General features: G+C 74.6%; 18 protein-coding genes and 1 pseudogene. 7 read left to right on the forward strand and 12 right to left on the reverse strand.

Annotation, left to right across the window (positions count from 1 at the left end; genetic code table 11):
- Positions 1–22 precede the first annotated feature (22 nt).
- The 3 genes from ACFVGY_RS02810 to ACFVGY_RS02820 all read right to left on the reverse strand — a co-directional run bounded on the left by ACFVGY_RS02810 (position 23) and on the right by ACFVGY_RS02820 (position 3,049).
- On the reverse strand, positions 23–940 hold the full coding sequence (locus tag ACFVGY_RS02810) for an NADP-dependent oxidoreductase (protein WP_385670842.1): 918 nt from the start codon (positions 938–940) through the stop codon (positions 23–25).
- A gap of 100 nt (positions 941–1,040) precedes the next feature.
- The gene (locus tag ACFVGY_RS02815) at positions 1,041–2,117 is read right to left on the reverse strand and encodes an RNA ligase (ATP) (RefSeq protein ID WP_385669926.1); all 1,077 of its coding nucleotides are present in this window, start codon (positions 2,115–2,117) and stop codon (positions 1,041–1,043) included.
- A gap of 116 nt (positions 2,118–2,233) precedes the next feature.
- Positions 2,234–3,049: a peptidoglycan-binding protein gene (locus tag ACFVGY_RS02820; RefSeq protein WP_385669929.1), complete on the reverse strand. Its 816-nt coding sequence runs from the start codon at positions 3,047–3,049 to the stop codon at positions 2,234–2,236.
- Between the two features lie 407 nt (positions 3,050–3,456).
- Here ACFVGY_RS02820 and ACFVGY_RS02825 point away from each other — a divergent pair, with 407 nt between their 5' ends.
- Positions 3,457–3,972 carry a hypothetical protein gene (locus tag ACFVGY_RS02825; RefSeq protein ID WP_385669932.1) on the forward strand — a complete coding sequence of 172 codons (516 nt, stop codon included), beginning with the start codon at positions 3,457–3,459 and terminating at the stop codon, positions 3,970–3,972.
- Between the two features lie 11 nt (positions 3,973–3,983).
- Here ACFVGY_RS02825 and ACFVGY_RS02830 read toward each other — a convergent pair whose 3' ends face one another.
- Complete coding sequence (locus tag ACFVGY_RS02830; protein ID WP_385669935.1) at positions 3,984–4,304, reverse strand: hypothetical protein; 321 nt, start codon at positions 4,302–4,304, stop codon at positions 3,984–3,986.
- A 72-nt stretch (positions 4,305–4,376) separates the two neighbouring features.
- Here ACFVGY_RS02830 and ACFVGY_RS02835 point away from each other — a divergent pair, with 72 nt between their 5' ends.
- Positions 4,377–4,856: a hypothetical protein gene (locus tag ACFVGY_RS02835; RefSeq protein ID WP_385669938.1), complete on the forward strand. Its 480-nt coding sequence runs from the start codon at positions 4,377–4,379 to the stop codon at positions 4,854–4,856.
- A 20-nt stretch (positions 4,857–4,876) separates the two neighbouring features.
- On the opposite strand, the gene ACFVGY_RS02840 is transcribed toward ACFVGY_RS02835, so the two are convergent.
- Complete coding sequence (locus tag ACFVGY_RS02840; protein ID WP_385669941.1) at positions 4,877–5,917, reverse strand: helix-turn-helix transcriptional regulator; 1,041 nt, start codon at positions 5,915–5,917, stop codon at positions 4,877–4,879.
- 122 nt (positions 5,918–6,039) lie between these two features.
- Here ACFVGY_RS02840 and ACFVGY_RS02845 point away from each other — a divergent pair, with 122 nt between their 5' ends.
- A complete protein-coding gene (locus ACFVGY_RS02845) occupies positions 6,040–6,441 on the forward strand; it encodes a DUF3224 domain-containing protein (RefSeq protein WP_385669944.1) in 402 nt (133 codons plus the stop codon).
- 28 nt (positions 6,442–6,469) lie between these two features.
- On the opposite strand, the gene ACFVGY_RS02850 is transcribed toward ACFVGY_RS02845, so the two are convergent.
- Positions 6,470–9,202: a DNRLRE domain-containing protein gene (locus tag ACFVGY_RS02850; RefSeq protein WP_385669947.1), complete on the reverse strand. Its 2,733-nt coding sequence runs from the start codon at positions 9,200–9,202 to the stop codon at positions 6,470–6,472.
- A gap of 207 nt (positions 9,203–9,409) precedes the next feature.
- Positions 9,410–11,391 (reverse strand): annotated as a pseudogene (locus tag ACFVGY_RS02855) (glycoside hydrolase family 5 protein).
- 198 nt (positions 11,392–11,589) lie between these two features.
- On the opposite strand from ACFVGY_RS02855, the gene ACFVGY_RS02860 reads away from it, so the two are divergent.
- The 3 genes from ACFVGY_RS02860 to ACFVGY_RS02870 all read left to right on the forward strand — a co-directional run bounded on the left by ACFVGY_RS02860 (position 11,590) and on the right by ACFVGY_RS02870 (position 13,114).
- Complete coding sequence (locus ACFVGY_RS02860; RefSeq protein ID WP_385669950.1) at positions 11,590–11,892, forward strand: hypothetical protein; 303 nt, start codon at positions 11,590–11,592, stop codon at positions 11,890–11,892.
- 86 nt (positions 11,893–11,978) lie between these two features.
- The gene (locus ACFVGY_RS02865; protein ID WP_385669953.1) at positions 11,979–12,443 is read left to right on the forward strand and encodes a Crp/Fnr family transcriptional regulator; all 465 of its coding nucleotides are present in this window, start codon (positions 11,979–11,981) and stop codon (positions 12,441–12,443) included.
- Positions 12,444–12,670: 227 nt separating this feature from the next.
- Positions 12,671–13,114 carry an SSI family serine proteinase inhibitor gene (locus ACFVGY_RS02870; protein ID WP_385669956.1) on the forward strand — a complete coding sequence of 148 codons (444 nt, stop codon included), beginning with the start codon at positions 12,671–12,673 and terminating at the stop codon, positions 13,112–13,114.
- A 49-nt stretch (positions 13,115–13,163) separates the two neighbouring features.
- Here ACFVGY_RS02870 and ACFVGY_RS02875 read toward each other — a convergent pair whose 3' ends face one another.
- From ACFVGY_RS02875 to ACFVGY_RS02890, 4 genes are read right to left on the reverse strand one after another with little or no spacing between them, the layout of a single operon-like run.
- The gene (locus ACFVGY_RS02875; protein WP_385669959.1) at positions 13,164–13,304 is read right to left on the reverse strand and encodes a hypothetical protein; all 141 of its coding nucleotides are present in this window, start codon (positions 13,302–13,304) and stop codon (positions 13,164–13,166) included.
- 40 nt (positions 13,305–13,344) lie between these two features.
- Entirely contained in the window at positions 13,345–14,208 is an 864-nt protein-coding gene (locus tag ACFVGY_RS02880; protein WP_385669961.1) for a GNAT family N-acetyltransferase, read from the reverse strand.
- Between the two features lie 32 nt (positions 14,209–14,240).
- Complete coding sequence (locus ACFVGY_RS02885; protein ID WP_385669965.1) at positions 14,241–15,176, reverse strand: ATP-grasp domain-containing protein; 936 nt, start codon at positions 15,174–15,176, stop codon at positions 14,241–14,243.
- Between the two features lie 41 nt (positions 15,177–15,217).
- The gene (locus ACFVGY_RS02890; RefSeq protein WP_385669968.1) at positions 15,218–15,655 is read right to left on the reverse strand and encodes a hypothetical protein; all 438 of its coding nucleotides are present in this window, start codon (positions 15,653–15,655) and stop codon (positions 15,218–15,220) included.
- 200 nt (positions 15,656–15,855) lie between these two features.
- Between ACFVGY_RS02890 and ACFVGY_RS02895 the strand changes: the two genes are divergently transcribed.
- Positions 15,856–16,581: an NAD-dependent deacetylase gene (locus ACFVGY_RS02895; protein WP_385669971.1), complete on the forward strand. Its 726-nt coding sequence runs from the start codon at positions 15,856–15,858 to the stop codon at positions 16,579–16,581.
- A gap of 13 nt (positions 16,582–16,594) precedes the next feature.
- On the opposite strand, the gene ACFVGY_RS02900 is transcribed toward ACFVGY_RS02895, so the two are convergent.
- Entirely contained in the window at positions 16,595–17,077 is a 483-nt protein-coding gene (locus tag ACFVGY_RS02900) for a VOC family protein (RefSeq protein WP_385669974.1), read from the reverse strand.
- Between the last annotated feature and the right edge of the window lie 165 nt (positions 17,078–17,242).

Here is a 17,242-nt window from a genome sequence, read left to right on the forward strand (position 1 = left end):
CGCCCGGATCCTCCGGGTGGGATCAGAGAGTGATGATGATCTTGCCGGCTGTGTGGCCCTGTTGGTTGAGGTCGAAGGCGGCGGCCAGTTCAGTGAGGGGGAACGTCTCGGCCACCGTCACCTTCAGCTGCCCTTTGTCGGCGAGTCGGCCCAGTTCGGCGAGGTCGCTGCCGAGCGGCCGCACCCACATCCACTGGCCGCCCGCCCCCAGCACCGTGTGGTCCGCGATGGACGCGTGGCGGCCGTTCTGCGCGAGGACCGCCGTGGTGACGTCCAGGACCCCGCCGACGAAGTCCGCGCCCACCGTGACGCCGTCGGGGGCGAGCCCCCGGATCCGGTCCACGAGGCCCTCGCCGTATTCGACGGGCTCGCAGCCGAGCTCGCGCAGCCGGTCGTGGTTGCGGGGGGAGGCGGTGCCGATGACCCGGGCGCCCAGGGCCCGGGCGATCTGAACGCCGAAGGAGCCGACGCCGCCCGCCGCCCCGTGGACGAGGACGGTGTCGTCCTCGCCCGTGCCGAGCCGGGTGAGCAGCTGGTAGGCCGTCAGTCCGGCCAGGGGGAGCCCGGCCGCCTCCTGCCAGCTGAGCGAGGCCGGCTTGGCCGCGAGGGCCCGTACGGGGACGCTGACGTACTCGGCGAAGGTCCCGCCGTGTACGTAGTCCTTGCGGGCGTACGCCATCACCTCGTCGCCGACCGCGAACTCGGGGACGTCGATGCCGACGCGCTCGACGGTCCCGGAGACGTCCCAGCCGGGGACGACCGGGAACATGACGTCCATCAGGCCGTCGAGCCCACCCGCCATGATCTTCCAGTCGACGGGGTTGACCCCCGCGCACCTGACCTTGACGAGGACCTCGCCGGGAGCGACCTTCGGCAGCGGGAGCCGGGTCTCGGAGAGCACCTCCGTCCCGCCGTACCCGTCGTACGCCATCGCCCGCATGGTGTCCTGGGACATCTCTCCGGCCTCTCCGTGAGCCAGCAGCCTTGATCGGTTCCTCATCCCACCACGAAAGGCCGCTCCCACCGCGTCAGGCCACGCCTCACTCGTACTCCGTGCCGCCCTTGCGCGTCAGGTACGCCGGGCTGACCGCCTTGGCGATGGCCCGGCCGCCCACGACCGGGCTGTACCGCTCGACGGCCGGGCGGATGACGACGCCCTCCCGGAGGTGGGCCTCGCGGCCCGAGACGGTTTCGCGGCCGCTCGCCCGCTCCAGGACCGTTTCGAGGTCGTACGGGCCCTCGTACAGCCGCGGTACGAGCGGCAGCTCGCCGTCCGCGAGGAGCTCCGCCGGGTCCAGCCAGCGCACCTGCCCGTCGATCTCGGCCGACACGTCGAAGACGGCGTACCCGGGAGGCGCGTCGGCGGCGCGCGCGTCCGTCCCGTACGCCAGGTCCTGGACGCCCGCCCCGTACACCTCGCCGAAGACGCCGATCCGGGTCGCGCCCAGCCGGGCGGCCAGTTTGGCGGCCACCTCGGGGACGCCGTGGCCCCGGACGGCCCGCCAGTAGAGGTTGCGCTCGTCCTCCTTGAGCGCGAGGCCCTTGGAGCCGAAGCCCTTGGAGGAGACGAGGACGCGCCCGTCGTCGGCGACGTACGTCATCAGGCAGGCCGTACCGTGCAGCTTCTCCGTGAGGACGACCGGCTCGCCGGGCTCGAAGATGTGCGGGTAGCGCTGGAGGTTCTCGACGTCGACCCACGGCAGCAGGTCGGCGGCGGCCTCGACGTCTCCGCTCATGGTGGTGGGGATCGGCGGGACCCATTTGGTGATGCCGAGCCGCTCCGCGAAGTCCGTGCCCTCCTCGGCGGCCCGCGCCAGGTCCACACCGGCCAGCGCCCGCGGCCGGCAGACCAGGCCCTGCGAGAGTTCGCCGCGCAGACGGACCGCCTTGACCCGGTCGGAGCCGGAGCCGGCGAGCCGACCCGTCAGGCCGAGCTCCTCGATCAAGGCCGCGGGCAGGACGGCCTGTTCGGGTATGTAGAGCGCGAACTCACCGGTGCGGTAGACCCCCTTGGCCACGACGGCGCGGTAGAGGCCCACCTGGGCCAGCTCCAGCGCATCGGCGTTGGGGTGCTCGTGGACGGTCAGTTCTTCTACGGTGACCCGCAAGGTGGACATGGGCGGCTCCTCGGACGGAGGCGAACAGGACAACGCCACTGTCCGACGGGACATTTCCGCTGGTCCAGCCGATTTCTCGGTGCTAGCCTGCCCGGCTCCCGCCGCCGGACGGTGCGTCAGGTTCCGAACGCGGCCCGGGTGGCCGGTCCGTAGACGCCCGTGGGGTCGCCCTTGACGTCCCGGTCGCGCTGGAGCTGTGCCACGCCGCGCTTGGTCTGGCCGTCGTAGATGCCGGTGACGTGCACGTACGTGAACCCCTGTGCGTACAGGCGCTGTTGCAGGGCGGTCACCTCCGGCCCGCGGTCTCCCATACGCAGCGTGTCGTACTGCCCCGGCTGCGTCGCCGCCGATGTGCTGGGCGTGGGCGGCAGCTTCTCCGAGGGGCTCGCGGACGGGCTCGACGAGGCCGACGGGGTCGCGGTGTCCCGGGCGGACGGGGTCGCCGAGGTACTGCCGCCGGCGCCGTGGTTGCTGCCCGGGAGCACCGGGACGGACAGGTCGGGCCGCCGCACGGAACGCTCGGATTCCGGTTCGGAGTCGCCGGGCCACAGCACCAGGACGCCGGCCGCGCCGAGCAGGAGCAGGGAGCCCGCCGCCCACGGAAGCCGGCTGCCGCGCCCCCGCCGGCGCTCGTCCGGGCGCCCGTGGCGGGAGTGCCGACGGCCGGACCGGGCGGCCGCGGGCGTGACGGCCTCGGGTTCGGGGGCGTCGTCGGGCTCCGCGTGGCCGTGCGCGGACCAGGAGGCGTCGAACGCGGCCGCGGCCGGCCCGGACTCCGGCCACGGCCCGGACTCCGGCCAGGCAGGCGGGGCCGGGTCGGCCTCGGCGGCCGGGTGGACCGGGTCGGCCTCGGGAGCCGGGTGGGCCGCGTGGGCCGGGGCGAACGCGGGGTCCTCGGGGGCGGGCCCGCTGTCATCGGGGTGGTGGGACACGGTGGTCTCCCGGGACGGGGGCGGGGATCCTCGCGGCGGTGCGGTACCGCCCGCCGGGATCCGGCGCCCCGTGCCGGTCAGGCCTCGCGCCGCCGCGCGGCCGGGACCGGGGCCGGCACCGCCGCGGCGGTGGCCGGGAGGCCGGCGGCGCGGGTCGTCGCCGGGACACGCGGGAAGCGAACCGGTAGGGGCATCTGCTCTGTCTCCGATGTGCGACTCGTACGGTGGTCCTCTTGTCTGCCTGACCGGCGCACTCTTGCCGCCCGGGGCGGGTGCGGTCAAGCCTCCTGTCCGAACTGCCCCATCCGTCCGGCACACCGGACCCCTACCGACAAGTATTCGAAGGCCGCACCCGGACGAGTGAGCCGGGCCGCCCGGTCGGCCCTGCGGTGCGGCATCGTGGTCGAATGCAGCTACGCCGGGCCCTGCCCCTGTCCCTCGTCGCGCTGCTCGCGAGCGCCGGCTGTGCCTCGACGGGCTCGCCCCCGGCTCCGCCCGCGCCGCGCGGTCCGCTGCCGGCGCGTACGTCCGTACCGTCCGCCGGGGCCCAGGTGACACCGCGCGGGCCGTCCCCCGCCGCACAGCCGCCCCGACCGACGCCCGCCGCGGCCCCGCCGCCGCAGTCCCGACCGCAGCCGACGCAGCGGGAGCCGGAACCGGCACCCGAGCGGGCGCCCGTCGCGGCGGAGGCCACGGCCCCGGCCAGGGCCGCGGGACGGGCGTCCGCCGCACGGCCCGTGAAGCCGGCCGCGCCCCGGCGGGCTCACCCACCGGGCCGCACCCTGCGGCAGCAGCACTCCCCCGCACCGGTACCGGATCCGGCGCCGGGCCCGGCCTCCGACGGCGAGGAACCGTGCGCGGCGGCGGAGGGCGTCGTACCGCCGTCGATCGTGGACCTGTGCATGCGGCAGTACGGGCGCTGACCGGGCCCCGCTCAGGAGGCGGACGTACGGCGGGCGCGGACGGCCGCGCAGCGCCGGACGGTGTTCCGGCGGGCGGTGCGCAGGCGGCGCATCGTGGTGTGGCCGCGCCGCCGCCACTCGCCGCGGGGCAGGGCGGCCCGCTGGCCCCCGCTGGTGATGAGGGCGTTGACCGGGGCGTGCGGGTCGGCGGCCATGCCCTTGGCCACGAGGACGCCGACCACGAGCGGGAGCAGCGCCACGGCCAGGGCCGAACCGGCCACCGTGACGTGCTGCAGGCGCGGGCGGGGGGAGCTGGGCGGGCAGTGCGCGCCGCGCGGGGCGTCGGAGGTCATGACCCCATTCGACCAGCGGCGGGCCGTCCGGGAATCGGCGCGGATACTCAGGTGGTTGGCCGTGACGTACTCATGCGGCGTACTCAGGAAGGGCGGTCGACGGTGGCCTCTCCCGGGCAGGGGTTCGAGCCGGCGACGGGCGACGGTCCACCGGTGCCGGCCACCGCCGCGCGGGCGGGCGAGGTGCGCACGGCCTACGAGGGGCTGCTGCAGATCCGGCGCGTCCTGGGTGGCGCGGCGGTGCCCGCGGCGTGGGAACTGCGGCAGATGCCGCGCGCGGTGGCCCTCGCGCTGGAGGCGGCCGGCCTGCCCTCGTCCGCGGTGGACGCGGAGGGCCGGCGGACGCGGACCGGGTACCGGGTGGCGCCCGGTACGCCGCCGGGCGGCCGGGTCGAGGTGACCTGGGTCGGCCCGCCGGGCGGCGGCGCGGCCCTGGCGGAGCAGGAACGGCTGGGGGCCTGCGCGGCGGCGCTGGAGGCGCTGGGCTGGGTCTGCCTCCTGTACCGCGGCCCGCGCGGGCGCCGCTTCCTGGAGGTCGAGCCCCCGCCCTGACCGCCGCTCAGCAGTACCGCTCAGCAGTACCGCTCGGCGAGTGCCGCGACCGTGTCGGCGAGGGCACGGCGCAGTTCGGGCGGCCCGAGGACCTCGGCCTCGGTGCCGAGCCGCAGCAGGTCGCCGACGGCCACCGAGCGCACCTCGACGGACAGGCGGACCAGGACCCAGCCGTCGGGGTCGGCCGGGTCGACGGGCTCCGCGTCGGCGAGGGCGCGGGCGCCGGCCGCCCCGAACTGCAGGGGGAGCAGGCGCCGGCCCCGCGGGGAGAGCCGGACGAGGGCGGTCTGGTGGTGGAGGGCGTCGTTCAGGCGGCGGGCGGACTCCTCCCAGTACGCCGCGAGGTCGAAGCCCGCCGGGCGTTCGAAGCCTTCGGGGACGGTGTCGACGTCCTGGAACCGCGACACGCGGTAGGTGCGTACGCGGATCCCGCGGGTGTCACCGGTGCCGGCAGCAGCACCCGCACCGGCACCGGCACCGGCCCCGGCCCCGGCCCCGGAGGCCACGAGGTACCAGATGCCGCCCTTGAGGACGAGCCCGAGGGGGTGCAGGGCGCGGCCGGTGCGCTCCTCTCCGTTCCAGCGGCGGTAGCCGACGACCAGGACGCGCTGGTCCCAGACGGCCTGGGCGATCCGCGCCAGGTGCGGGACGGGGTCGGCGTCCCGGAACCAGGCGGTGGCGTCGAGGTGGAAGCGGCCTTCGAGCCGCCGGGCCCGGTCGGCGAGTGCGGCGGGCAGGGCGGCCTGGAGCTTCAGCCGGGCGGCGGCCAGGTCGGCGCCGAGGCCGAGGTCCTGCGCGGGGCCGGGCGTGCCGGCGAGGAAGAGGGAGTCGGCCTCGGTGTCGGTGAGGCCGGTGAGGCGGGTGCGGTAGCCGTCCATCAGCCGGTAGCCGCCGGCGGGTCCGCGGTCGGCGTGGACCGGGACGCCGGAGGCGCCGAGGGCCTCGATGTCCCGGTAGACGGTGCGGACCGAGACTTCGAGTGCGGCGGCGAGTTCGGGGGCGGTCATCCGGCCGCGGTTCTGCAGCAGCAGGAGGAGGGACAGGAGGCGGTCGGCGCGCATGGGGCCATTGTCCGCAGCCTGTCGGGGATACCTGACAGAGGGTGTCAGGTATCCCCGACAGGCTGTTCCCCGTGCCGGGCGGGGACTGGACCCGCCCGGCTTCGAGCACCGGGAGGTACCCCATGTCCGTCCGCACCACCGGCCGTTTCACGTTCGCCGACTGGGAGGAGCAGCCGGTCGGCCCGGCCGGCTCCGTTCCGCGGATCGCCCGCTCCACGGTGGTGAACTCGTTCACCGGCGGGATCGAGGCGGAGGCGACGACCTGCTCCTACACGCTCACGTACACCGGGGAGGACGTCGGCTCGTACACGGGCCTGGAGCTGCTGTCCGGTGCCGTCGACGGCCGCGAGGGGGCCTTCGTCCTGAAGGAGCACGGCTCGTTCGACGCCGGCGGCACCCGGTGCAGCTTCGAGGTGGTGCCGGGCTCGGGGACGGGCGAGCTCGCCGGGCTGTCGGGGTCGGGTGCGTTCGAGTACCGCCACGGCGACACCTCGGTGGAGTACGTCCTCACCTACGACCTGTGAGGACGTGGGTGAGGACGTACTCCCCCCGCTACGGCGCGCCGAAGGTCAGCGTGAGCTGCGGCGTCCCCTCGTTGGCCTGGGCCTCGGAGGACCACAGCCACAGGGCGTCCGCGCCGGTGCCGGTCAGCGCGAGGCTGTAGCCGGTGCCCAGCGCCGCCCCGACGGCGGCGGTGGACAGCGTGGTGGTGTGCACCGCGGAGCCGTCGGGGATGCCGGCGAAGCTGCCGACGGCTGGGCCGCCGAGGGCGGGCCGGTTGTTGTACGTGGTCCCGCTCTCGGTCCAGGCTCCGGTGACCGGGACCACCGACACCGTGTCGGCGGTGCCGGCTCCGCTCATCGTGCTGGTCTTCACGGAGAGCACCGCCGACTTCAAGGCCGTGCCCGCCGGTGCGGCGGGCAGGTCGAAGCGCAGGTGGCTCTGGTACAGCGGGGTGCCGCGCACGGCGAGGGACCCGGACGCACCGTAGTTGCCGTCCGGGGCGCCGGCGTTCGCGTACGTATCCTCGGCGGCGGTCACCCGGACGACGGTGTCGGCGGGGACGGTCGCCAGGGCGTGGTGGTTCTGGACCTGCGCCGGGCTCAGCACGCTGCCGTAGACGGCGGTCTCGTCGAGCTGGCCGGCCCAGAACTCGCTCGTCGGGCGGTTCGGCCAGCCGCCGAGGCTGTCGCCGCCGGCGTGCCAGTAGCCGGCGTAGTTCTCGTGCGTGGTGACGGCGAGCGTGCCCCGCTGTACGCCGTCGACGTACAGGGCCATGCCACCGGGGCCCTGGGTGGCGACGACGTGGTGCCACCTGTTGTCGTTGTAGGCGGCGGGGGTGGTGATGGTGCGGGTGGCGCCGGTGTAGACGCCGTAGACGAGGCGCCCGTCGTTGGTCATGTAGACGTGCTTGTCGTACTGGTTGCTGCCGCGGGCCTGGTTGTTGCCGAAGCCGACGAGCTTGCCGCCCCGGGTGGTGCCGGTCTTGAACCAGGTCTCCACGGAGTAGCTGCTGCCCACGGTCTGGCGCCGGTCCCCGTAGATGCGGGTGTCGGTGCCGTTGAAGCCGATCGCCGTGCCCCCGCCCGAGACCGCCGCCGGGGTCTGGCGCAGGGACGGGGCATTGTGGTGCACGCCGTTCTGGTTGCCGCCGGTCGAGGAGTCGGCGGCGTACGGCAGGACGGTGTCGTCGTGGCGCCAGTACAGCTGGGCACCGTCGGAGCGGACTCGGTCGGCGTAGGCGTCGGCCGAGTGCGGCACGGTCACGGTCGCGGACGCGGACAGGGCGCTGGTGTTGCCGGCCGCGTCGGTGGCACTGACCCGGTACGTGTACGTCTGGCCGGGTGTGACGGTGGTGTCGGTCCAGGAGGCCTGCGGACGCTTGAAGAACAGCGAGTCGGCGGTGACGGTGGCGATCGGGGCGGCCGCGCCGCCCCGGTGGATCCGGTAGGTGAGAGTGCTGTCGTCCAGGTCGAGGCTGGTGCGCCAGCGCACCTGCACCTCGCCGGGCCGGAAGCTCGCCGCGCTCGCGAGGGGGGTGGTGGGCGCGCCGGTGTCCCCGGTGGAGGCGAAGCGGGTCAGGCTCTGCTGTGCGGCCCCGTTGACCGTGGTGAACTCGCCGCCGACCCACAGGTACTGGACGTCGCCCCGGGAGCCGACCGCCATCACGCGCGGGCCGATGCCCTCGCCGATGCCGTCATTGGTGTCGGGGGCCCAGCCCAGCTTGCCGGTGCCGGTGGTCGGCTGGGCGAGCAGGTGGTGGCGCTGCCCGTCGGGGAACTCGCCGACGCCGGAGCAGTCGTGCGCGTGCGAGGCACTGTAGAGCACGTTCTGGTGGGGGAGCACGGCCTGGGTGGCGCCGAGGCAGGTGTCGCGCCAGCGCTGACCGAAGTCGGACAGGTCGAGTGCGATCCGGCCGTCGAAGACGCCGCCGCCCGTTCCCTCGTTGGCGGTGTAGAAGCCGGTCGCGTCGGTCGCGATGTCCTTGACGACGGAGTTGGTCTCGATGAAGTTCGGGTACGCCCTGGTGAGCGCGCCGCTGGCGGCGTCGACGACGGCCAGGGCGTGGCTGTTCGTGCCGTTGACGGTGAAGAAGTCGCCGCCGAGGACGACGCCCCGGCCGTCCGGGGTGACCTCGACGGCCCGGCCCGGCTCGTCCGCGTCGGCCCTGAAGGGCCTCAGTGCGCCGTCGGAGGCGGCGACGGCGGCGAACCGCTCGCGCGGCTGTCCGGCGACGGTCAGGAAGTCGCCGCCCGCGTAGACGGTGTCGCCGGTGACGGCCAGGGCTCGTACGGTCGCCGCGAAGGCGGGGCGGAAGGACGTCTTCACCGTGCAGGTGGCCACGTCGACGGCGGCGAGGCTGGAGACCGGGGTGCCGTTGACCGCCCCGAAGTAGCCGCCCGCGTAGAGGGTCTTCTTGTCCGGCGAGAGGGCGAGGGCGCGGACGGTGGCGGTGCCCGAGCCGATGGTGAAGGACAGCCGGCAGGAGGTCGGGGCGCCGGTCGCCGCATCGAGCGCGACGAAGTTCACGGCGGGCTGCTCGGCACCGGCACCGCCCTCGGGCGGCCGTACGGCGGAGAAGGTGCCGCCGACGAAGACGGTGCCGCCGGCTTCGGCGAGGGCCCAGACGACGCCGTCGGGCTGCCAGGTCGGCAGCGCGTCGGCGGTGAAGGCCACGGGTGGGGTGACGGCCGCCGCCTGCGGGAGGAGGCCGAGACCGACCCCCGCGGCGGTCCCGGCCAGGGACAGGGCGAGCGCGCCCGCCAGCCCTCTGGATCTGCGCATGAGGCCCCCAGTTCGGTGTGCGTCCGATCGGTGTGCGCGGTGCTGTGCGCGGTGCGGTGGCGGCCGGAACCGGCGCCGCCCCGCCCCGGCCGTGCGTACGGGCGCACCCTAGGCCGATTCGCCGGTCCGTTCAGCAGACTTGGCGTATTGGATGCGAAATTGCTCGGCGGTGACGAGGGCGACGGGACGGCGACGGCGCCGACCGGGTCAGGGGGTCGGCAGGGGGCGGCAGAGCAGGGCGGCCGGGGACGGGCGGGAGGCGACGCGGGTGGTGAAGGCGATGCCGGCGGCGTACTCGGAGGGCAGGCACTGGCCCTTGTAGTGGCCGGACGCGTAGTCACCGCCGGGGCCGCCCGCCGGGCGGTCGTCTCCGCGGTCGAACCAGACCGTGCGTCCCCCGCCGGCCGGCAGGGCGGTGCGGGCCGGTGCGCACAGCGCCGCCGAGACCCGCTGGCCGCGCAGACCGTAGCCGATCAGGAACCCTCCGGCCGGGCACTGGAACTTGGTGTACCCGGTCGCCCAGTCGCCGCCCGCCGGGACGTGGGACTCGTCGCGGACCACGGCGTGCGCACCGCCCGGGGCGCGCAGGTCCGCATCGCTGCACAGGCCGCGGCCACCGGTGTGGGACAGGCCGGCCAGGCGGGAGCCGTCGGGGCAGACCGCCTTGCGGGCTCCGCTGTCCCAGTCGCCGCCGGCCCGGGTCAGCAGGGAGGCGTTGTGGTCGCGGTGGTCGGTGGTCAGCTGGTGCCAGCCGGGCACGGCGGGCACGGTTCCGGTGCGCCCGGGGGCGGTGGCGAGCGCGTTCCACGGCGCGGTGCGCCAGTCGGCGGCGTCGAGCACTCCGGAGCGGTGGCCCGCGGCGTCGTAGCGGAGGATGGCCCAGGTGTCACCGCCGGGGGTGCCCTGGGCGGTGGTGCTCCAGCCGACCAGGGGCCAGTACGCGAAGTCGGCGTCGGCGGTGGCCAGCTGGCCGGTGAGGCGGGGGAACCAGGCGCGCGGGCGCTCGCCCGTCTCGTCGGCTCCGTGCCGAACTCGCTGATCCAGACGGGTGCGGTGAAGTGCGTGCCGGTCTCGGCGGAGACGTAGAGGGCCTGCTCGTACACGGCCTTCTCCAGCTCGGCGCGGCTCAGGTCCTGGTAGCGCGGGTCGCTGGTCTCGCCCAGGCCGGTCGCGCCGCTGTGCCGGGGGCCCGTGTAGCCGTAGAAGTGGGCCGAGTACACGAGCTTGTTCGAGACGACGAGCGTGTGGGAGAGGGTGCGGACGGGGGTGAGGGTGGGGCGGCCGTGCGGGAAGCCGTTCACGGGGATGCCGGTCCAGTTGATCCCCTCGACCACGATGAGCAGGTTCGGGTTGGCCTCGGTGAGGATCCGGTCGCCGGCCTCCTGGGCGGCGGCGTGCCAGTCGTGGTTGTCGCCGAGGCCCCAGTTGGGGTCGTCGAAGGTGTCACGGCGGACCTCGTTGTAGAGGTCGGCGCCGACCACCCGCGGGTTGTCGCGGTAGCGGCGGGCCAGGAACACCCAGTCGTCGGCCCATTGGGCGGTGGTGCGGCCGCTGTTCCAGCGCTCGTTGCCGTCGAGGCCGCAGCACCAGCGGGTGGTGACGGTGTGGTTGTTGAGGATGACCGCGAAGCCGGCGTCGGTGAGTGCGGCGACGACGGCGTCGAACACCTGGAGCGGCGTCCGCCCCCGCAGGGAGGGGTTGGCGGCGACCGCCGCGTCGGGGACGTGCTCGGACGTGCGGAGCATCTCGTTGGAGAAGGGCAGCCGGATGCTGTTGAGCCCGAGGGCGCGGAAGTCCGCCAGCAGGGTCGGTAGGGGCACCCGGTCCAGGCCCAGCGGGATGCCGTGCGCGGTCTGGCCGGCGTGGTGGTTGGCGGGGTCGGTGCGGTCGCCGGTGCCGGTCCAGGAGCCCTGGGCGCCGTCCCAGTTGCCGGAGCGCAGGCGGAAGCGGTTGCCGTGGGCGTCGACGATGAAGCGGCCCCGGGTGGACAGCGGCGGCGTCCAGCCCTCGGCCGGGGCCTCCACCGTGGCCCGCGCCCCCTCCGCTGCCCCGGCCTCCTCCGCTGCCCTGGCCTGCTGCGCCGCCGGGGCCGCCGGAGCGGCGGCGGCCGCGGTCGGAGCGGCGGCGGCCGGCAGGGCCGGAGCCAGCAGCAGGAGGGTCGTGAGCAAGGGACGCACGAGGCTCTTCATCGGGCTCCCGCCGGGTCGGGCCACCCGGGCGGGCGACTGCCGCGGACAAGTTACCGGCCGGTCAGCCCCCGGGGAACCCGTGCTGCCGCCACTTTCCACGGGCCCGCCCGGCCGAAACCCACCCGCGGGCGCCCCGCGGCCTCTACCGTGCCCTGAAGGGAGCGGGCGAGGTCGACGGACGGGAAGGCGGCGGGGCCGGTGGACGAGGAAGAGGACCTGCGGCTGGCGAGGCTGACCCCGGAGATCTCCCGCCGCACCCTGGTCATGCTGCGGGGCCTGGCCGGGCTGGAGCCCCCGGAACGGGTGCCCGAGGACGCGATGGCCGTGGCCGACGAGATCCTCGCCGAGCACGGCACGGACGGGCTGCGCGTCCTGGTGATGACGCTGGCGTCCTGGGCGACGGCGCAGATCGAGAACGTGGCCGAGCTGAGCCGGCGCAGCCACGAGGCGGTGCTCGACGCGATGGAGCTGGCCTGCCTGGAAGCCGGTGCCGAGGAATGAGGGCAAACAGTGGCGCCGCCACCTGCCGCATTCGCGCGGGTGTCGGCCACACTGGGGTTAGCGGGGGGCCCTGATCGGAGGCCGTCGTGAGCACACCTTCCCCCATCCGAATCGCCGCAGTGCTCTCCGCCGAACACCGCGGCCGGCTGATGTCCCACGCCCGCGAGGTCAACTTTCCCGAGGGGGCGCGGATCTTCGACGAGGGCACCCCGTCCGAGTCGTTCTGGATCGTGCGCTCCGGCACGGTGACCCTGCAGATCCCGGTAGCCGGCCGCCGGCGGCCCGCCCCCGTCGAGAACCTCGGCCCCGGGGAGCTGGTCGGCTGGTCCTGGCTGTTCCCGCCGTACGTCTGGCAGCTCAGCGCGGAGGCGATGACCCCGGTGCGCGCGTACGAGTTCGACGCGACCTCCGTGCGGATGCTCATGGACGCCGACCCGACCTTCGGCTCCGCCGTCGGGCACTGGGTCGGACGGGTACTCGCGATGCGCCTCCAGCAGACCCGGACCCGGCTGCTCGACCTGTACGCCCCGCACGCCGGAGCAGGTTTGTGAACACCGGGTAAACCCCCCGGCCAGACGCTCTGGACAAAGGTTTCAGCGCGTGTGTTCGGCCGTTTCGAAGGGCCGCTCCGGCACAGGTCAGCGCCCTCGCACGGCTGCGGACTGCATACATTCGCTCACGATCGGTGACGAAAAATGGGGGTGCGAACGGGCGTTCAGCGCCCGCGTCGGCAAGACTCCTGTCCGCTATCCGAAGCACCCACCCCAAGGAGTTCGAAATGCGGTCCATCGCACGGAGTCTCGGCCTCGGTTCCGCCGCCATGGCGCTCACCGCGCTCACCGCGCTGGCCTGGCCCGGAACCGCCGACGCCGCACCGACCGGCACCGAGAGCATGTACGCGCCCTCCGCCCTCGTCCTCGCCGTCACCGCCGGGGAGGACCCGGGGTACGGCACGGCGCTGCGCGCGGTGACCCTGTCCTGCTCACCCGCCCCGCGCGGCACCCACCCGTCCCCGGCCGCCGCGTGCGCCGAACTGCGTACGCACGCCGACCAGCTGGACGCGCTCGCCGAACCCCTGCCGAACGTCGACTGCACGAGGGAGTGGAACCCCATGACGGTCACCGCCGACGGCGTCTGGCAGGGCCGGCGGATCAGCTACTCGTACACCTTCGCCAACCCGTGCGCCCTGCGGCACAGCAGCGGCACCCTGTTCGACTTCTGACCGGGCGAGGCCGGGTGGACCGGGCGGCGCCGTGCGACCGCCGCCCGGATCACGGCGGGTCGTCGCCGTCGATGTTGCAGGCGCGGCCGGGCCGGAACATCCGCCCGGCGAAGAGGTGCCCGCCCCGGGTTGCCCTCCGGAACCACGGCTCGGCCGCCGCCAGCCCGTCCCGCTGGTCGACGAGCCGCACATCTCCCACAGGGCTTCGACGTCGCCCAGCTCGTGTGCTGTCAGCCGAGTTCGAGACTCGTCACCCCGTACAGCCCGGACAGTTCGATGTCCGGCGCCGGCCCCGTGTACATGCGGGCGGCCTCGAAGGTGGGGGTCAGGCCGAGGCCAGCCACCAGCTCCGTGGCGGCCGGGTTCGCGTCCGGCACGTCCACGGCGACCACCCCGTCCGGGGTGCGCTCGGCGAGCCGGTGCAGCAGGGCGGCCGCGACCTGCGGGGTGGCCGCGTACAGCGGGCCGATCCGGGAGGCCCCGCTGCACGGGCGGACCACGCCGAGGCCCTCGATCCGGCCGTCACGGACGGCGGCGAGCGCGGTCCGCCCGGGCAGCGCGGTCCAGGCCGACAGGAAGGAGTCGCGGGCCTCGGGGAAGAACCGCCGGTCGTACGCGGCGAGCAGGCCGAAGGGCAGCGCGGCGGCGTCGACCACCTCGAACGCGCCGGCTGCCGCGCCCGCGCCGCCGGGCCCCGCGGGATGCGGCCGGCCCTCGTGGCGGACGTTGTTCCAGGCCGGCAGGAACCCGGACTTGCGGTAGTTGTCCTGCTGCTCGACCACGCCGTCGAGGCCGACGAGCCGGCCGGCGAGCCGGTCCATGCCGGCATGCCAGAGCCGGATCCCGTACCCCTGGCCGCGGAAGGAGGGGTTCGCGATGTAGAAGCCGATGAAGCCGAAGCCGGACCCGTACCGCACGGCCGAGATGCAGGCCGCCGGTTCGCCGTCGACCCGGCCGATGAGGAAGCCTCCCGGATCGGCGACGGCGAACGCGAACCGGTCGGATTCGCCGGGGTTCCAGCCCTCGGCGTCGGCCCAGGTGCGCATCAGGTCCATGTCGGCGGCGCTCGCGCCGGTGATCTCGAATCCCGTCATGTGCCGTGTTGTACCAGATGGGCGAGAGGCCGTCAGGAGCGCCGGGCAGCCGTCAACAGCCGTGCGAAGGCGGCCGGATCGACCGCGCGGTGGACATCGCTCACCTGTGCGTCACCCACTTCGACGACCCTCCAGACACCGTCGGCGCGCAGGGCGAGGTCGGTCGTGACGAAGGGGCAGTCCAGTGCTTCGACGGCGGCGCGCACCGGTTCGAGAGCCGGCGGGCCGGGCTGCGCTCCGCCTCCGACCCCGCCCGGCACTGCACCGGCGCCTGCCGGGCTGTCGGGGTGCGGGGTGACCAGCTGCGGGGCACCGTCCCGCCACCACACACGGATCTCCCCGGGCGCCGCGTCCGGCCCCGGCCCGGGCGGTCCGAACGGCTCGAAGGCGCGCAGGACCACGCCGCCGGCGAGGAATTCGCCCTGGAGTTCGACGAATCGGCTCACCACCCGGTGCAGGGCGGCCCGGTCGGCCGTGTCGGGGACGTGGCAGGCCTCGTCCCACTCGTGCTTGCGGGACTTCACGTAGTCCTTGACCACGGCGGCCCCGGCCGGCAGCCCGGCCGCCAGCGCCGCGAGCCGCTCCGGGTCCGGTGCCCGGCCCGGAGCGGCGGGAACCCAGCGGCTGGCCGGGGTGAGATCGGCGAACGTCGCGTACCAGCCGGGGAGTTCGTGGGCGCGCCGGTAGCGCGACGGGTCGGTGCGGAGCCGGGCGCCGCGCAGCCGCAGTGCCGCGTCGAGCTCGGCGTACCGGTCGGCGGGGAGCATCCAGCCGCGGTACCAGAGCGGTCCCGCCCCCGCGGGCACCCGGGCCACGGCGCGTTCGGCGTCCCCGGCCACCAGCGCGTCGTGGTCGACGAGGTGGACGGCGGCGCCGTCCGCGCGCAGCTGCCGGGCCTCCGTCGCAAAGTGGGCGTCGACCCGGCGCTCGTTCAGCGGATCGGAACAGTACAGGACGGTGGTCGGCATGCGGCCAGCCTACGGGGCCGCTGCCGCCCCCGTGCCGGTGGTCAGCCCGCGCAGATGACGTCGTCGAGCGAGATCGGCTGCGAGTCGAGGCGGACGTACGCCGTGAAAGTGTCGGTGGTGCCGGCGTCCCAGTGCGTGGTGACGGTGGCCCAGCCGACGTTGGCCGACTGCGCGACGGTCACCGGGCCGACGGCGATGTCCTGTGGCTCCTGCCGGGCGCAGAGCAGTATGTCGAGGTCCTGGCTCAGTGTCAGTGCCTGTCTGTCCTTGAGGTGCTGCGAGATCCGTTGGGACCGGTCGTGGGCGGAGGGGCCGTGGTCTCCGTAGAAGGAGGTGAGGAAGCGGCTGATGTCGGCGGCCGTGTGCCGGTACCGGGCGTGCGCGGGAGCCGGGTCGGCAGCGGCGGCGGATGAGGACGGGGCCGGCAGCGCGAGCAGGCTGAGCAGCGCGGCGCCGAGACCGTACGGCATGAGTCTCATGCCGCATGTGTAACCGGCGCGCCGGGGCGCGGGCCCGGGCGGGCGCAGGATCTCACTCCGGTGGAGGCCGGGATTCACCGCAGGGGGATTCCCCGCAGCGGATGGACGCAGGCGGAGTCCCCGCGGGACGGCGGCGCCCGGCCGTGACCGGGTGGTAAATGCAGTCGCGGTCCGGCGCCGGTGCTCCGTAGGGTCGGGGCATGGGTAAGCCGCTCGTCGCAGTGTTCAGTGGGGCCGGGATGTCCACCGACTCCGGGATTCCGGACTACCGGGGGCCGCAGGGGTTGTGGCGCCGGGAGCCCGATGCCGAGAAGCTCGTGACGTACGAGTACTACATGACGGATCCGGAGATCCGGCGCCGGTCCTGGCGGATGCGCGCCGAGATCGGGGCGCTCGCCGCCCGGCCGAACGCGGCGCACCTGGCCGTCGCCGAACTGGAGCGCAGCGGCACCCCGGTGCGGGTGATCACCCAGAACGTGGACGGGCTGCACCAGCTGGCCGGGGTGTCGGCGCGCAAGGTGCTGGAGCTGCACGGTACCGCCCGGGAGGTGGTCTGCACGGCCTGCGGTGCCCGCTCGGGGATGGACGAGGCGCTGGACCGGCTCGCCGCCGGGGAACCGGATCCGGCCTGTCGGGCCTGCGGCGGGATCCTCAAGGCGGCGACCGTGATGTTCGGCCAGAACCTCGATCCGGAGGTGCTGGCGCAGGCGGTGGCCATCGCCAAGGGCTGCCACGTGTTCATCGCCGTCGGGTCCACGCTCCAGGTGCAGCCCGCCGCCTCGCTGGCCGGGATGGCCGCCGAGGCGGGGGCCCGCCTGATCATCGTGAACGCGGAGGAGACGCCGTACGACGCCCTCGCCGACGAGGTGATCCGCGAACCGATCGGCACCGCCCTGCCGGCCCTCCTGGCCCGGATCGCCGGCTGAACCCGGCGGCCGGTCAGGCGGCGTCGGCGGCCCGCCGCATCTCGGCCACGTCGAGCTTCTTCATCTTCATCATCGCGGCGGTGGCGCGGGCGGCCCGCGCCGGGTCCGGGTCGGTCACCAGGTCGATGGCGCCGGGCGGGATGACCTGCCAGGACACGCCGAACCTGTCCTTGACCCAGCCGCAGGCGGATTCCTCGCCGCCGTCCCGGGTCAGCGCGTCGTAGTAGTAGTCCGCCTCCGCCTCGTCCGCGCAGTGGATCTGGAAGGAGATCGCCTCCGTGAACGGGAACTGCGGCCCGCCGTTGAGTCCGACGAACTTCTGGCCGTTGATCTCGAACTCGACGATCATCACCTCGCCGGCCGGGCCGGGCCCCGCCTCGGTGTAACGGCCGGTCCGGCCGCGCTTGCCGTCCCTGAACACGGACAGGTAGTAGTCGGCGGCGGCCTCCGCGTCGCCGTCGAACCACAGGCACGTGGTGAAGCCGTTGCTGCTCATGACTGCCTCCGGGCGGGGGGGTGGGCGGACGGGGTGCGCGGGGGCACCCCCTTCTCCCACTACAGACCCGCCCCCGGCCCCAAGGGAAAAGTTGGGCCCCGGGGGGGGCAGCTAAGAGGCCGGAATGCACTACTAACTCAACCGCCAACCGGGTGGCGCGCAGCC

It is taken from the genome of Streptomyces sp. NPDC127106 (genome assembly GCF_042677605.1).
In the GTDB taxonomy this organism is placed as follows: domain Bacteria; phylum Actinomycetota; class Actinomycetes; order Streptomycetales; family Streptomycetaceae; genus Streptomyces.